The following is a 15,790-nucleotide window of genomic DNA, read 5'->3' as shown; positions in this document are numbered from 1 at the left end:
CTCCTAAACAGCGCCTTATGCTTTGACCACATTTGGCAAAGCACCAGAAAAAACTCCACGAGTATCCACAATAAGTTTTGCATTTTCCTTGATCAAGGAGTAGTCAAACCTATCGTGATTCGTGGTCAGCAACAAAAGATCAAAATCAGAAATAATTTCAGAAGTTAACGGAACGCTCTTCAGGTCAGAAAAGCTAGTCTGGCTATGATCACACCTGAACTCAGGTACATGAGGATCACTATATTCAAGAATAGCGCCCCGCGCTTTAAGCAACTCCATCAAGCGAATAGCCGGAGACTCACGCATGTCATCGACATTCTTTTTGTAGGCAACGCCAAGCACCAACACACGCGCTCCCTTTACCGCCATCCCCCGGTCGTTAAGCGCCTGAATTATTTTTTGAACAACCCATTCTGGCATGGAGCTATTAACCTCCCCCGCCAACTCAATAAACCGGGTATGCACACCAAACTCCCTTGCCTTCCATGTCAAATAAAATGGATCGATTGGGATGCAGTGCCCACCGAGGCCAGGACCGGGATAATAAGGCACAAAACCGAATGGCTTTGTCGCGGCGGCGCGAATAACTTCATGAATATCGATGCCCATTTTATCGGCAACAATCTTCATTTCGTTAACAAGGCCAATGTTAATTGCTCGGTGAATATTCTCGAGCAACTTAGTCATTTCCGCAGCCCGTGTGCTGGAAACTGGAACGACTTTGTCAATCACCATGCCATACAGCGCACAGCCAACCTCGCTACATGCAGGCGTAACACCACCACACACTTTTGGAATGGTACGAGTTGTATAGTCCGGATTGCCCGGATCTTCGCGCTCAGGCGAAAACACCAGAAAAACATCAGTTCCGACTCTCAGCCCAGAACTTTGCATCCGTGGCAACAACTCCTCTTCCGTCGTTCCTGGATAAGTTGTTGACTCCAGTGAAACCAACTGCCCAGCACGAAGATGAGGAACAATCCCGTCAACAGTAGAAATGATGCAAGAGATATCAGGTTCTCGATATTTATTCAAAGGCGTTGGTACGCACAGAATCAATGCATCGGCCTCTCTCACCCCCTCAAAACCACAAACAGCCTTGAATCCGGAGTCAATGGCACTTGCAATTGCTGCACTGGGAATATGCTCAATCGGACTTCTTCCAGAATTGAGTACGTCAACCTTGTCCTGATCTATATCGAAACCGACAACACTAAAACCGGCCTCAACAAAGCGTAGCATCAGCGGAATACCGACGTATCCAAGTCCAACAATACCGACTACACAAGATTTGTCTTCGATTTTTTTAATCAAACCGCTATTCATATCCCCTCTTTTCGTACAAGCATGCATGAAGAATTCAAATTCCAATCAAGGAAACCAACCGCTGAGTACTTTGCTCCCAAGAACTCCATTTCATGCCTTTGGAACTCGGGGCTCTGTTCGTATCATACAAATCACACCACGTTTGAACGGCCTCAGCCAAATCAATATCTTCAACACCAGAGAAATAAAATGCAAAATCACCCGCCACCTCTTTAAAAACAGGAATATCTCGAGCGATAATGGGCATACTGGACTGCGCGGCCTCAATGAGTGGCAAACCAAATCCCTCACCCATGGACGCAGCGATCAAACAGTCGCTTGACTCATAAATATTAGCTAGACACTCATCGCTAATTGAATCAAACCAAAACAATTGCTCCCCAAATCTTTCGTGATCTTTAATCCGAGAAACGAGCGGCAGTACATCCCAGCCTTGCTTTCCAACAATAACTAAAGTCAAATCAAGCCCTCGAGACCACAATATCTCAAAAGCTCCCAAGACCTGAGTCTGGAATTTGCGGGGCTCAAGTGTTCCAACAGTCAAAAAAACTCTCGTTGTGGATAGTTTTTGAATTGCAACTCTCTCCTGCTCTGAGACCCCTGCTGTCGGAACAGACGCATCAATATCTGCGCCAATGTGAAACCATTCAATATTTACACTAGCCTGTGACTCAGGCTTATTTTCAATAATCCATTGCTCAAAATCACTTGCAACCGCTTTAGATATGCAAACAACCTGATCAAATTCAGCCACAACACCAAGCCACCTCGAGTGATCCGAATAGGTATCGGCCGGGAAAAACTGAGGCATGTAAATAGGCAAAAGATCGTACAGCACAAAAACCGTCTTTACACCCGAGGCTCTTAGTTTGGCATAAAAGCCACGTTGCGCGGGCTGGACGTTGTGTTGCATATCTAAGCAAACAAATACGTCGCGACGGCTGAAATCTATTGGCTTTCCATCGTTCAGACTTTCGCCATCACCTAAAATGACATGTTTATACCTATTGGCATATCGATAGCCAACGCCATCCTCTGTCGCAAAGACAGGCTCAACCACAAATCCGTCTGGAGGACTTTCGAGCAAGCATTTTAAAATACTCCTAACGACCCTTTGAATGCCCGTCCTCGAGTCTCGCTGGACCATCTCCGAGACATCTATAAACAATCGTCGAAAATCAGGCTCTTCGTTTCGCGCAATAGCCAGGGCCACCCCGGCCAACTCAGCACGACTAACTCCTCTAGACTCATCAGCGATCAGTCTAATAAGTTTGCCTTCCTCAGCCTCCTGCTCGCTGCTGTCGCCTATTTTTTCAAGCAAGCCCGGATAACCGACACAGGCCTCCATCGCGCCCAGCGCTCGGCGCGCGCAATTCTCCCAAGAGAATTTTTTTGCCTGCTCAATCCCATGCGACCTTAGTGCCAAGCGCTTATCGTCATCAAGCAAATACTCTTCAATTTTTCTTGCGATTGAGGTTATTGAACTTGGATCAAAATACGCATCAGCCGTCCCGATCACCTCTGGAATACTGGTTAAATTCGACCCAATTACCGGGGCTCCGCACGACATTGCCTCTAGTGCTGGCAAACCAAAACCTTCGTGCAAAGAAGGAAATACGTACAAATGACACAAATTATATAAAGCGACCAGTTCGTCGTCAGACACCCTCCCCGTAAAACGAACATCATTACGGGAGAGTCCTTTTTTTCCGATATATGCAAAAAATCTATCTAAATGATCCTCAGGCATCCCACCTACGATTGCCAACTGATACCGCCTTCTTAAATCAATACGGATTGACGCATACGCATCAAAAAGTGAAAAATGATTTTTCCGGTCATCTGTCGCTCCTGAGTACATCAAAAAAGGACGATCCAACCCAAACTTTTTCCTAATTTCACTCTCAGCCTCCGACGTAAATTCCATTACGCCAAAACCATCATCCACCGCAGCAGAAATATTAACCACAGAACTTTCTGCCACTCCAAGGTACGAAATAGCCTCGCCGCGAGACGATTCAGATATAGCCAAAAGCAAATCAGCCTTGCCCAAATAATCGATTTTTTCCCGGTATAACGGCTCAAAGTCAGGATTTGGCTTTAAATACACATCGCTTTGAATCAAGGGAATTGCATCATAAAAAATTGCTGCCGTAGCGTAGCCACTAGGAATGCGGCCAACGCTATGAACCGCATTATCTCCAAACCCTTCGACCATGCTAGTAATAAGTAAAACATCCGGCTTCAGCCCAGAAATGTACGACTCTCGGATTAATTCGGCTACATTTTTCCTGTGACTGTTTCTTGAATCAAAACCATATACCGGCCCATGAGAATTCCATACGCGGATATTCTCGTTTGGCAACAGCCCTCTAAACTCACTTCGAATAAAAGGAATGCTTTCATCAAGCAGCCCATTAAGGAGCAAAATAAATTCATGCCCCCTCCCCTCCTTGAGCATTGCTTTGGTCAGCGCCAAAGAATATCGCCCTATGCCACGAAACCGACTGCCGGTTTGGGCACCCTGCATATCAACGACTATTCTCATTAAGAACCCTTTGTTTCGGAGTCAACTAGAGCTGTCAGTTGTTCAAAAATTTCTTTTGCGCGAGGGGGCATATCCCCCCTCCCCTGAAGAAAATCTCGTTCACCGTCGCACTCAGAGCGGCGGATATACGCTACCAATCGGCCATGAAGAGTCGGAGATATTCGAAGAAAATTTAAAATTATTTTTCGGAGAAAAATTTGTTTTTTTAGGCGCTCTGAAATACGAACAAGAATTTCGCGGATTTTTTTATTAACAGCTTTACGAACTCCGGCCACGGCAGTCGAATCACGACAAATTAGGCGCTTCAAAAGCCTAAGTGGTTTCGTAACTCGCCATGATGTGCTCGCATGCACCTGGAGGATACGTTGGTGCCATTGATGAACTTGCTGCTGTGCTTGAGCCATAGCACTCTCTGCTTGCATAGCACGGGTCTCCGCCTGCGTAGCACGGATCTCCGCCTGCGTAGCACGGGTCTCCGCCTGCGTAGCACGGGTCTCCGCCTGCGTAGCACGAGTCTCCGCCTGCGCAGACTGGATCTCGGCCTGCCCCGCTCTAAGTTCTGAGCTCAGCTGATCGAATCGAACAAACTCGTCGAATACATTCGGGGGACAATTAAAAAAAGTTCTTAACTCAGAATGCTCTTCAGCGATATAAAATCTATTAAGACCATCGAAATATGAAAAAACATACCCCGAAGATAAAACCCCCTCCTCCCACTCCTCGTGAATTTCCTCAGTTGAATTCGGACGCGTCGCCTCTATTACCAGTATCCAAGGACGAAACCGTAAAAAATCCATTCCTTCAATTACCGCCTTCTCAAAACCTTCGACGTCAATTTTAAGAAAGTGTATTTCGTTCTGTGCATATTTATCACAGATATCGGCAAGCCTAACAACCGAAACCTTGTGGAAATGGCCGGAATGACCATTGGCCGAATGCTGAGCAACCACGTGATTCGAGGCGGTCGCCCAGCCACGGACATCACACTCCCAAACATCAATTTCACCGCTCATATCCCCCGCGGCGCACTGCAAATTAATGTCTCGCGGCCTTTCCCGCAAGAGATCTGCGTAATGAGAAGGCAAGGGCTCAATGTTTATTCCCGACCAGCCTCGTTCGTAAAAAGCTTTTGTTACCGAGTCTACGCCGGGATCATTTGCTCCAACATCAATATAAAAACCTTTTTCGACGTTCTTGACAGCGCGCCAAAGCATGACGTCTTCAAAATTTTGGGCGTAGGATACAAAACTCATGTTCGAACAATCCTAATGATTGGGTCAATCCAAGCAACGCCGACAAAATTTGGCTTACTAATATTGACAACACTAAAAACCAAGGCCAGATCACGCCACTCATAATTGTTCACGAGATGTGTGTCGGTGCTGCAAAGAGCTGTTTGTATTGAAAAATCTCCGGCCCCCAAGTTTGCCGGAAATGAAATATCAAAACAAATAGAGCTTCCGGCTTCCACATTATCGAGTGCCTGGTTCGTAAGGTCAGTATTCGTCCCATAAACCACCTGCCCAAGGCGATCCTTGATTCCATACCCAAAAATCAGTCGCTCAATATAACAATGCGCGGTTACCAAAACCCTTAATGTAATTGGCTGGCCGACGTCCACAACCTCAATTCGCCGCCCCTCTTCATCAATCAAAAAAATATCAGCTATCGTGGCCTCAGCCGTTCCCGAGATAGTCTGAATCTTCCCGGTAGCCGTCACTTCCTGCTTTACTGTCTGATTTTGATGATCGGCTAGTTTGGCGTTATAAAAATCCATCACCGCCTCCGGATCGCCGGCCATTGCTAATACCCCTGCATCAAGCAAGATGGCGCGATCACAGATCGACTGAATGGCCGACTTATCGTGACTAACAAGAAGTAGCGTTGTCCCTTGTTTTCGGTATTGACGAATACGCTCAAAGCTCTTGTGTTGAAAATAGACATCTCCTACGGAAAGAGCCTCGTCGACAATCAAGATATCTGGGCGGATGGCTGTTGCCACGCTGAAGGCCAGGCGCACCTGCATGCCACTGGAGTAGACCCGCACAGGCTGGTCTATGTACTCGCCAATTTCGGCAAAGGCCTCGATCTCAGGCATCAAACGTGAAATTTCTTCCATGCTGTAGCCCAATAGCTGTCCGGCCATGACGGCATTCTGGCGGCCAGTGAAATCAGGATGAAACCCCATGCCCAGCTCCAGCAACGCAGCTACTCTGCCCTGCATCTGTACACTGCCAGTACTCGGCTGCGTGGTGCCTGTAATCATCTTCAGCAGGGTGCTTTTACCTGCTCCGTTCATGCCGATAATGCCGACAGCCTCACCCGGAGACACCGTAAAGTTAATATCCTGAAGAATCCATTTCAATTTGTGCCGAGGCTCGGCACTGGGCAACCCAATCCACTCAACAAATCTGACCCATTTGTTGGGATAATGCTTATAGGCTTTACCGACGTTGCTTACTGTTATGCTTCCCATCAGAGCTCATCCACCATTTCACCTGCGTGCCGCCTGAACAGACGAAAGCCCAACAAACAGAAAAAAGCCGCAAGTACGGAAATTGGCCAGAGCGAAGACCAGTCCGGCCAGATGCCTGACACCAGAACCCCCTGAAAAGCCTGCATCAGCGGCGCCATTGGGTTCCATGCCAGCATTCCCTGCAGCTTCACGGCCAATGCTTGTGGCGCGTAAACGATGGGAGTCAGCCAAAACCAAAAAGTGATGAATATCCCGAAAAATTGACCCACATCACGAAAAAAGACATTCAATACACCCAGAGTGATGCCGAGGCCTATTGAGAATACAATCAGGATTAGCAATAACGGAATTATTGCAAAAAAGGCAAGCCCCGGAAAGTTCCCACTAAAAAAAAGAAACACAGTGAATATCCCGAAAATAATCGAGAAATTCAGTAGTGCAGAAAAGACAATCACGACGGGCAAACACAGCCGTGGGAAGCTCAATTTTTTAAGAAGATTTGCACTGTCGATAAAAACATTCTGTGCTCGCCCGACAATCTCTGAGAATAAAGCCCATGTCAGAATACCAGCACAAAGAAATATGCTGTAGCCGAAAGTACTATCCACGCCCGGCAGCTTGGCTCGCATTACCTCTGCGAAAATCACTGTATATACAGTAATCATCGCAAGGGGATTCAGCACGGTCCATGCTGCGCCCAATAGTGAGTTTTGGTACTTCGACTGAAATTCGCGCTTCACGCTACCCAGAATAAATCCGCGATACGCCCAAAGGGCGCGTACAACAGCGTTCATTTGCAGCGCCCATAAGTATCTTCAAAGCGCACGATGTCGTCTTCGCCCAGATAGGAGCCGGACTGCACTTCGATGATCTCCAGCGGCAGCTTGCCGGGGTTGGCGAGGCGGTGCACATGGCCCAGCGGGATGTAGGTGGATTCGTTTTCACCGAGCAGCAGGGTTTGCTCACCATTCACCACTTCGGCTGTGCCACTCACCACGATCCAGTGTTCGGCGCGGTGGTGGTGCATCTGCAGGCTCAACGTAGCGCCGGGATTGACGACGATGCGCTTGACCTGGAAGCGCGGGCCCATGTCGATGCTGTCGTACCAGCCCCAGGGGCGATACACCTTGCGGTGGCTGGCAGCGAGGGTTTTGCCCTCGGCCTTGATGCGGCTGACGATGGCTTTGACGTCCTGAGCGCGGGATTTGTCGGCGACCATGACGGCGTCAGGGGTCTCAACGACGATCAGGTCCTTGATGCCGACGGTGGCAACGAGGCGGCTCTGGGCGAAGACGAGGCTGTCTTGGGTGTCTTCGAGCATCACTTCGCCCTGGGTGGCGTTGCCCTCGGCGTCTTTGGTGCTGACGCTCCATAGGGCATCCCAGGCGCCGACGTCGCTCCAGCCGGCATCCATGGGGACGACGACGGGCTGGCCAAGTTCGGGGTGGGCACCGAGTTGTTCCATGACGGCGTAGTCGATGGAGTTCGACGGGCAGGCGGTGAAGGCGGTTTTGTCGACGCGGATGAAGTCGCTGTCGCGCTTGGCACCATCAACAGCAGTCTGGCAGGCGGTGGCCATGTCGGGCTGGAGGGCGGCGAGCGCTTTGAGCCAGACGCTGGCACGCATCATGAAGATGCCGGCGTTCCAGAGGTATTGACCACTGGCGACGTATTCGGCGGCACGGGCAGCATCGGGCTTTTCGACGAAGGCGGCGAGCTTGCGCGCGCTGCTGGCAGCGGGCATGACTTCGCCGGTGCGCAAATAGCCGTAGCCGGTTTCGGGGCGATCCGGAACGATGCCGAAGGTGACGAGTGCGCCGGCTTCGGCTTGCTTGAGGCCCTCACTCATGGCGGCGAGGAAGGCGGGGTTATGGGTGACGATCTGGTCGGCCGGCATCACGAGCAGAATCGGGTCTCCGCCTTCTTGGGTGGCGACCAGCGCGGCGAGCTGCATGGCGGGGGCTGTGTTGCGGCCCACCGGTTCGAGCACGATGCGGTCCGACCCCTTGCCGATCTGGCGCATCTGCTCGGCGATGATGAAGCGGTGCTCTTCGTTGGTCACCACGATCGGCTTGGCGATCTCGGCGGCGAAGCCTTCGAGGCGGCGCGCGGTGATCTGCAGCAGGGATTCCGGGCCCGTCAGCGGCAGCAGCTGTTTGGGGTAGGTTTCGCGGGAGGCTGGCCACAGGCGGGTGCCGGAACCACCAGAGAGAATGACGGGCTGGAGCATGGGTAGCGACTCAGAAAAAATAGTGGAAAACGGCGCTCAAAGCACCCCAAAGGGCAAGCAGTCAGCGCCCCCAAAATCTGCGAATTTTAACTTTTCTCAGAGTTCTTTATTTGTTTTATCTCTGATGTGGACAAAAGGGCAGGCAATAAAAGCGGGGTGACCGGTATCACGCCTATACCATTTCCAAGTGCAACCTTACTCAGCGCCTGTTCGCTCCGTCGTCAAAGCAGGGCTGCTCCACACTGCTCGGTCTGCCAGACGAAAAGCGGTGAGGCTCCCACCCCATACGCAACCTGAGTCAAGTGCAATGACGCCGCCCGTATCACGGTAGCCCAACGCCGACCAATGCCCATGCAGGATGGTGTGGGTCTGCCAGCGCGCGTCCGGGTAGGCATACCAGGGAATAAGCCCTGGCTGATCCTCAGGGCGCCCCTTGGGTTTCAGGTCGATACTGGCGTCGGAGCGTAGGAAACGCAGCCGACTCATCGCGTTGACGATGATGCGCAGACGATCCTGACCAGTCAGGTCGTCACGCCAAGCGCACGGCTTCCCTCCCCATAGGCCTCGCAGGAAGTCCTGCCAGTGCTCCCCGCCCAGCTCGCACTCAACTTCGGCGGCCAGATCCTCGGCCTGCGCCACGCTCCACTGTGGCAACAAGCCAGCGTGCACCATGGCGTATCCATCCTCGACATGAAACAAGGGGCGTCGCCTCAGCCAATCCACCAGCTCATCACGATCAGGTGCTTCGAGCAGATCCTGCAGGGTGTCCTCAGGCGTTTGTGAAACAGCACCCGACACCACGGCCAGAAAGAAAATATCGTGATTACCAAGCACGCACACCACGCGCTCACCCAAGCTCTTGAGATAGCGTAGTACGGCCAAGTTGCCAGGGCCGCGGTTGATCAGATCTCCGGCAACCCAGAGCCGATCCTGGCCAGGATCGAAGCCGATTTTCTGGATTAGGATCTGCAACTCGTCGAAACAGCCTTGGACATCACCGATCACATAACGATGGCGATCCGGATGGGTGGCCCCCATGGCGTCAAGCCTGCTGACCACTGTTGCTTTGACAGGGAGCTACAGCAGCAATGTCAGCAGGCATGTACTCCGGCACCCAGTGCAACAACTTGCTGCGCACAGCCTGATCGGTCGGGCTGGCACGTTGCTCCAGCCATGCTTCGACCTCGCGGACCAAGTCCGTTGCAACAGGGCGCGAGCGTGCGATCCTGAGCTTGGGGTGGTGCGTTGGCCGGGTCTGCTCGGCGTCTGCCAAGAGCTCTTCGTAGAGTTTTTCGCCAGGGCGCAGACCGGTAAATTCAATCCGGATCTCATCTTCGGAAAAACCGGAGAGTCTGATCATGTTGCGCGCCAGATCGGTAATTCTCACCGGCTCTCCCATGTCCAGCACAAAGATCTCGCCTCCCTCTCCCATGCTGCCTGCCTGCAAGACCAGCAAGGCAGCTTCCGGTATGGACATGAAATAGCGGGTTATCTCCGGATGCGTCACCGTCACCGGGCCACCGCAAGCAATCTGTTCCTGGAATTTCGGGATAACGCTGCCGTTGCTGCCCAGCACATTGCCGAAGCGCACAGTTTCAACCCGCGTCGCGTTGGAAACTGAGTACAGAGCCTGGCAGAGCATTTCAGCCAGGCGCTTGGTAGCTCCCATCACATTGGTAGGGTTCACCGCCTTATCCGTAGAAATCAGCACGAAACGCTCAGCGCCGCAAGACTGACTGCAGCGCGCCACATTGAGCGTCCCCAGTACATTGTTGCGCACAGCCTGCCAGGCGTTACGCACCTCCATCAGCGGCACGTGTTTGTAGGCTGCTGCGTGGAATACCACTTGCGGCAGCCATTCGCCAAAGATCTCGTGCAGCCGCACCGCATCCTTGACATCGGCAGCCAGGGGAACAACCGGGATCTGCGGCTGGTGCTGTGCGAACCACTGCTCAATCGTGTACAAAGCGTATTCACTTTGCTCCACCAGCAACACGCGCGCGGGGGAGAAATGTGCAATCTGACGACACAGCTCTGAACCGATAGACCCCCCCGCCCCTGTCACCAACACACACTTGCCCGCAAGCACGGCCGCAACATTGGCCGTATCAATGCACACGGTTTCACGCCCGAGCAGGTCCTCGATTTCGACCTTGCGGATGGCGTTCACGGCAATCCTGCCCGACATGATGTCTTCAAGCGCAGGCACGGTCAGCAACTGCAAGCCTGCCTGCGCGCAGTAGTCCGCAACTTTACGACGCACTGCAATCGAAGCCGAAGGAATTGCCAAAATGGCATGCCTGACTTTCAGATCACTCGCCACCTCGGGCAGAGAATCAACCGCTCCGATCACGCGTTGCCCCCCCAGCTCCCGCCCCCATTTGCCGGCATTGTCGTCCAGCAGGCCAACCACCCGCCAATCCGGAGAGCGCTCCATGTCACGCACCAGCATGGCGGCAGCACGCCCAGCGCCAATCACTATCACGGGCTTCCCCTGGCAGACGAGAGCGCCAAACATGCGATGCTCCTTCCACATCCGGTAAGCAACCCGACCACCAGCCATACCCATGATCAGCAACAACGGGAACAACACCACCAGCGAACGCGGTACCGGTGGCTGTGGTGTCAGCAGCACGACATAAGCCACCATCGCCAGCAAAGTACCGCCCACCGCCTTGAGCACCCGCTTAAGGTCCGGCAGGCTCGCAAAAATCCATAAGCCGCGATACAACCCTGCCAGCCAGCAAGCCAATGCGTGTGCTGGCAGCATGCACAACAAACCGACCAGGACGGTATTGCCGTAATCTTCAGGCCAGGAAAAATTGAACCGCAACCAGAATGCGGCGCACCACGCAAATGCCAAGGCAAGCAGGTCAAACTGGAAAACCAACAGGGATTTGAGTCCGACTTTTTGCATCAGGAGGCTTTCTGTTTGCCCGTTGCCGCGCATTCAATGCGCTCAGATTCAGGAACACCGGCATCGAAGTACCAGGCCACACCAACCAGTACGGCAAAGCTTGTCAGGCACACCGGCAAAGCAAGGCCAGGCCAGGCCAGCGCACTCAATGCGGCCGGCAGCAAAACCAGCAGATTGGTAACCAGTATGGCCAGGGTCACAGGCCTGTGTGCGCCGGCACGACGTGAGGCCCATTGGTAAGCATGAGTGCGGTGAGCCTCTGTCACGCGGATGCCATGTGCCGCGCGCCGCAACAAGGTAAGCGTGGCGTCCACAATGAAAACGGCTAAGAGGATTAGCCACGGCCACAAAGTCGTCTGCCCACTCGTTGTAGCATGCAAGGCATGCACGGCTAGGGCGTAGCCTAGGAAGCCGCTACCCGCATCCCCCATGAAGATCCTGGCCGGCGGCCAGTTCAGTAGCAAAAAACCACAACTTGCCGCAGCCAGCAACCACAAAGGCATTCCGTCGCCACCAGACAGGGCCATCAAAACGCCTCCCGCCCCAGCCACAAATACAGCCTGGGATGCGGCGAGGCCGTCAATTCCGTCCATGAAGTTGTAGAAGTTAATAGCCCAGGCCAGCAACAAGACTCCACACAAATGCCCCAGCCATCCCCAGTGGAGGATCAGAGCGCCAAGATCCAACTGGGGCCAACCACCCAGCAGTAGCACGGCAAGTACAGCTGCCAGCAAATGGAAAGCAAAGCGAACTCGCGCCGGTAACGGGGCGTGATCATCCCAGAAACCAAGCACGGCAATCAGCCCCCCGCCGAGCAGCAAGCTCCAGAACAAACCGGATGCGAGGCCAGCGTGGAGCTGCCAGAAGATCAGCGCAGCCAGATAGGCCAGCACGATCGCCACGCCCCCGCCACGCGGCGTCGGCACCGTATGCGAACTGCGCGCATTAGGCGTATCGATGATCTGTCGGGCCAGCGCGTAGCGCCGCAAGGCAAGGGTGCCAATAAATGACGCCAGTAAAGTAAGTCCGGCAGCGGCAAAATGAAATTCAGACAAACCTCGCACCCTCACCACCTACAGTACGTCGAAGCGCCTCCTGACGACTCACACTCGGCACCCAACCTAGGACTGCCCGCGCCTTGTCACCACTCACCCGCAGCTCGCCAGTCAGGCGGCGCATGGCAGGCCCCACACCGGGGAGCCCTGCCCCGACCCGCAGCAGCCACAGCGGAACTGCCACCAACCTAGCAGGCTCACCTGCAGCTGTCGCTATCTCGCACATCAACGTTGCCGTGCCGCATTCAGTATCCGCAGCATGAAAAACCTCGCCCGCCGCAGCAGATTGCACGCAGCAGCACTCCAGTAGCGCGGCTAGATTCCATACATTCACAAAACTGCGCAAGGCCTCAACCCTGCCAAAGGGCAGCGGAATACCTTTCTTCACCAGCCGAACCAGGCGCTCGAAATTGCCGCCGACCCCGGCGCCATAAACCAGCACCGGCCGCACAATCACCCACTCCATGCCTAGTGCATCAGCCACCTCGCGCAAGACCTGCTCAGCCGCGAGTTTGGAGCGGCCGTACGTATCTTCAGGTGCAGGCACATCAGATTCACTTACAGGACGTCCCTGCGAGCGCTCAGCACAAGCCTTGATGCTGCTGACGAAAACAAACCGTTTGACGCCCGCTCGGGCCGCCTGCTCAACCAGATGCCGGGTCACCGCAACATTTTCCAGAGCATAAGCGGCCTCGGGGTCTTCCACATCCTCCTGCATCTTGTGCACCCGAGCAGCCAGATGCAACACCACATCCACCCCCAGAAAAGCATTCGAGCACTCCGGCAGAGTGCGCAGATCCGCGATTACCGCATCATCAGGCATGCCGGCAATCGCCTGACGCAACCAGGGGCGCACAGCATGCCCGCCTTCACGCATCCGACGACAGAATTCGCGCCCGACAAAACCGTTCGCACCCGTCACGAGAATCCTCACACGATCCTCCAGCCATGGCGATTGAAGAACTGCATACCGGAGCGACAGAACATGCGCACATGTTTCCATCCCTTCCGCCCGGCCCCACCACCGAAATGAGCGATCCGCACATCGCTCACAGCCGCTATCCGGCCATGGAGTGCAGCCCTCAGGCTCAGGTCGAAATCCTCGAAGTAGAGGAAATAATCCGGATCAAACCCCCTCACCTCGCGCAAGACACTTGCTCGCATGAGCATGAAACAGCCACTCACGATCGGCGGATCCCACAATACCGTTTGACCGCTGGACTCCAGCATTTCGTAGCGTGCCAGACGTCTAGCAAAGAAGCGTCGGCCGAGATGCGGAAAAAATCCACGCAAGACCAGATCAAACATGCTCGGGTAGCGCTTACACAAGAAGTGCCAGCCGTTCTCGACTCCGAGAATCGCCGGTGACAAGAGCACACACTCGGGCTTTTCCGCCATAAAAAGGCTAGCAGCACTCAAGGCATCAGGCTGCAGATAGACATCAGGATTCAGGATCAGGTGGAGGTCCCCTGTCCCAAGCTCCAGTGCAAGGTTATGCCCACGCCCGAAACCGACATTGCCATGCCCCGAAACGATGGAAAAATCCTCCCAGCCCGAAGCTCGCACCAGTTCGTCGAGACCCGCATCGTCACCGTTATCCACCAGAACAAGCCAAGCTCTCCCAATCACGCCGATCGCCTGGGCATGGGCGAACGCAACGCGCAGGCTGGCGAGGGTATCGCGCAGCATAGGCTCATCCGGGTGATAGGTTACGAGGCTGATAGAAAGTTGCACCTGGGGACTAGGGAAACAATGCGTCTCGTTCATCCCCCTCCTCCTCCACGAATACCCAAACGCATCATCACAGACGCCTTGGTTGCAGACGGAACAACCTTCAACCAAAGAAACATTGCCATCACAAAACCTACGGACAGGGCCAACGCCCACCTGAACCAGAACGGAGCAAAAACAAGGTAGAGGGATGACAGAACAGCTGCCAGCACAACACACCCTCCACCGATAAAACCGGTCAGGCAGTCTTTGAACGATGGCCCACCTTTATGGCGGACGAGCAGCTGCAGCGCCATGCAATCAACGGCAGCCCTTACGCCCCAGGCGACAGCAACTGCCACGATACCAAAACGCTCCGCTGCCAGATAAGTTAACCCAAGGTAGAGGGGCAATTCACACAGATGGAGCCCTACGGTTACATGCACAAATCCACGTGCCTGCAACCAAGCATAGGGAACCTGAGCCACCGAATTGAACCAGACACCGGCAACCAGTGCTATCAATGCCCAGGTACTCTCGCCTGCCACATCAAACCTGACCCATAGATGCAGGACATCGCCCCCGAGCCATATCAGCAGCAGGCAAGGCAAGCACATCAACCATGCCACAGTGCGGCCGGCAAGCTCATATGAACCTGAGCCCTGCGATGCGAAGCGCGGAAACAGTGCCGATGATAATGCCAAAGGTAGGAGCAGCAGCTTAGTGGCTAACTCGTAAGGCACCGAATAGTGCGCCACAGCGCCCAAGCCGATAATTGATCCAACAAAGAAACGATCCATGTACATCGTAAAAGGCACGATGGCCTGGCTACACATGAACCATGCCGACTCGCTCCAGACACTGGACTCCTCCGTAGACGAAGCGGTCTGCAGCCAACCCGACAGCTCTCTCTTGACTACCAAAATGTGGGCAAGCAAATCTCCCACCCTAATCATCAATACGCCCGCAGTGAGCGAGGGCAACTCTGGGCAGAGCAGAGCTATTGCGATCAGCACACAATAGGCCGCTACGGTAAAACCGCCGCGCATGAGATTTACCGCACCAAAGCGCAGCGCTCCCTCCAACACTCCACGCAGCGCCGACGTGGCTGCGATACAGGGAACCATCAAGGCGACACAGCGAACGGCCCCGTCGATTTCCTGCAGCGGAATATCCCCACGACGGACAAGCGATTCACCCAAAATCGACCAGCCCAACTGCAGAAGGGCTGCAACACCAAGTCCAACCATCAGCACGCGCCGGAAATTCTGCCACACGGCAGAGGGGGCAAGCGCTGGCCGCTCAGGGGTGCCCTGCGCCACTCGCCGGGCCATGGTCCGGGACAGCCCCAGATCCAGCAGTCCCGCGTACCCGGCTACGGCCCACATGAGCGCCAGAAAACCAAAGCGCTCAGATCCCGCCAAATGAATCAGCAAAGGCACAGAAACCACGGCGAACATCAAAGGCAGGACCGTGCCCATCAGATTAAAAACCGTATGCCGCACCAAGCCCTGGCCATGCTTCATGG

The 15,790-nt window shown here is 53.9% G+C and carries 12 protein-coding genes; all 12 read right to left on the bottom strand.

Annotated elements, in window-relative coordinates; genetic code table 11:
• Positions 1-15 precede the first annotated feature (15 nt).
• The 12 genes from HJ583_RS01820 to HJ583_RS01765 all read right to left on the bottom strand — a co-directional run bounded on the left by HJ583_RS01820 (position 16) and on the right by HJ583_RS01765 (position 15,788).
• Positions 16-1,371 carry a nucleotide sugar dehydrogenase gene (locus HJ583_RS01820; RefSeq protein WP_328824799.1) on the bottom strand — a complete coding sequence of 452 codons (1,356 nt, stop codon included), beginning with the start codon at positions 1,369-1,371 and terminating at the stop codon, positions 16-18.
• Positions 1,361-3,874: a glycosyltransferase family 4 protein gene (locus HJ583_RS01815; protein WP_170020006.1), complete on the bottom strand. Its 2,514-nt coding sequence runs from the start codon at positions 3,872-3,874 to the stop codon at positions 1,361-1,363. Before HJ583_RS01815 ends, HJ583_RS01820 begins: the two co-directional genes overlap by 11 nt.
• Complete coding sequence (locus tag HJ583_RS01810; RefSeq protein ID WP_170020004.1) at positions 3,874-5,127, bottom strand: FkbM family methyltransferase; 1,254 nt, start codon at positions 5,125-5,127, stop codon at positions 3,874-3,876. Before HJ583_RS01810 ends, HJ583_RS01815 begins: the two co-directional genes overlap by 1 nt.
• A complete protein-coding gene (locus HJ583_RS01805) occupies positions 5,124-6,350 on the bottom strand; it encodes an ABC transporter ATP-binding protein (RefSeq protein ID WP_170020002.1) in 1,227 nt (408 codons plus the stop codon). The genes HJ583_RS01810 and HJ583_RS01805 overlap by 4 nt, the downstream gene beginning before the upstream one ends.
• The gene (locus HJ583_RS01800) at positions 6,350-7,144 is read right to left on the bottom strand and encodes an ABC transporter permease (RefSeq protein ID WP_170020000.1); all 795 of its coding nucleotides are present in this window, start codon (positions 7,142-7,144) and stop codon (positions 6,350-6,352) included. Before HJ583_RS01800 ends, HJ583_RS01805 begins: the two co-directional genes overlap by 1 nt.
• Positions 7,141-8,580 carry a mannose-1-phosphate guanylyltransferase/mannose-6-phosphate isomerase gene (locus HJ583_RS01795; protein WP_170019998.1) on the bottom strand — a complete coding sequence of 480 codons (1,440 nt, stop codon included), beginning with the start codon at positions 8,578-8,580 and terminating at the stop codon, positions 7,141-7,143. The genes HJ583_RS01800 and HJ583_RS01795 overlap by 4 nt, the downstream gene beginning before the upstream one ends.
• 195 nt (positions 8,581-8,775) lie before the next feature.
• Positions 8,776-9,618: a symmetrical bis(5'-nucleosyl)-tetraphosphatase gene (locus HJ583_RS01790; RefSeq protein WP_170019996.1), complete on the bottom strand. Its 843-nt coding sequence runs from the start codon at positions 9,616-9,618 to the stop codon at positions 8,776-8,778.
• A 4-nt stretch (positions 9,619-9,622) separates the two neighbouring features.
• Positions 9,623-11,350, bottom strand: a complete 1,728-nt coding sequence (locus tag HJ583_RS01785; protein WP_235943689.1) for a polysaccharide biosynthesis protein — start codon at positions 11,348-11,350, stop codon at positions 9,623-9,625.
• Positions 11,351-11,496: 146 nt separating this feature from the next.
• Positions 11,497-12,552, bottom strand: a complete 1,056-nt coding sequence (locus HJ583_RS01780; RefSeq protein WP_170019992.1) for an MraY family glycosyltransferase — start codon at positions 12,550-12,552, stop codon at positions 11,497-11,499.
• A complete protein-coding gene (locus HJ583_RS01775; RefSeq protein ID WP_170019990.1) occupies positions 12,545-13,486 on the bottom strand; it encodes an NAD-dependent epimerase/dehydratase family protein in 942 nt (313 codons plus the stop codon). Before HJ583_RS01775 ends, HJ583_RS01780 begins: the two co-directional genes overlap by 8 nt.
• Positions 13,483-14,319, bottom strand: coding sequence for a glycosyltransferase (locus HJ583_RS01770; RefSeq protein ID WP_170019988.1), 837 nt, complete (start codon positions 14,317-14,319; stop codon positions 13,483-13,485). Before HJ583_RS01770 ends, HJ583_RS01775 begins: the two co-directional genes overlap by 4 nt.
• Positions 14,316-15,788, bottom strand: a complete 1,473-nt coding sequence (locus tag HJ583_RS01765) for an oligosaccharide flippase family protein (RefSeq protein ID WP_170019986.1) — start codon at positions 15,786-15,788, stop codon at positions 14,316-14,318. Before HJ583_RS01765 ends, HJ583_RS01770 begins: the two co-directional genes overlap by 4 nt.
• Between the last annotated feature and the right edge of the window lie 2 nt (positions 15,789-15,790).

It is taken from the genome of Uliginosibacterium aquaticum, assembly GCF_012972705.2.
Classification (GTDB): Bacteria; Pseudomonadota; Gammaproteobacteria; order Burkholderiales; family Rhodocyclaceae; genus Uliginosibacterium; species Uliginosibacterium aquaticum.
This window is presented reverse-complemented; position numbering and strand designations above follow the sequence as displayed.

Coding starts and splice junctions, on each gene's coding strand:
- HJ583_RS01815 (WP_170020006.1), bottom strand. CDS start 3,874: ATGAGAATAGTCGTTGATATGCAGGGTGCCCAAACCGGCAGTCGGTTT.
- HJ583_RS01765 (WP_170019986.1), bottom strand. CDS start 15,788: ATGAAGCATGGCCAGGGCTTGGTGCGGCATACGGTTTTTAATCTGATG.
- HJ583_RS01795 (WP_170019998.1), bottom strand. CDS start 8,580: ATGCTCCAGCCCGTCATTCTCTCTGGTGGTTCCGGCACCCGCCTGTGG.
- HJ583_RS01800 (WP_170020000.1), bottom strand. CDS start 7,144: ATGAACGCTGTTGTACGCGCCCTTTGGGCGTATCGCGGATTTATTCTG.
- HJ583_RS01785 (WP_235943689.1), bottom strand. CDS start 11,350: ATGCTGCCAGCACACGCATTGGCTTGCTGGCTGGCAGGGTTGTATCGC.
- HJ583_RS01770 (WP_170019988.1), bottom strand. CDS start 14,319: ATGAACGAGACGCATTGTTTCCCTAGTCCCCAGGTGCAACTTTCTATC.
- HJ583_RS01805 (WP_170020002.1), bottom strand. CDS start 6,350: ATGGGAAGCATAACAGTAAGCAACGTCGGTAAAGCCTATAAGCATTAT.
- HJ583_RS01810 (WP_170020004.1), bottom strand. CDS start 5,127: ATGAGTTTTGTATCCTACGCCCAAAATTTTGAAGACGTCATGCTTTGG.
- HJ583_RS01790 (WP_170019996.1), bottom strand. CDS start 9,618: ATGGGGGCCACCCATCCGGATCGCCATCGTTATGTGATCGGTGATGTC.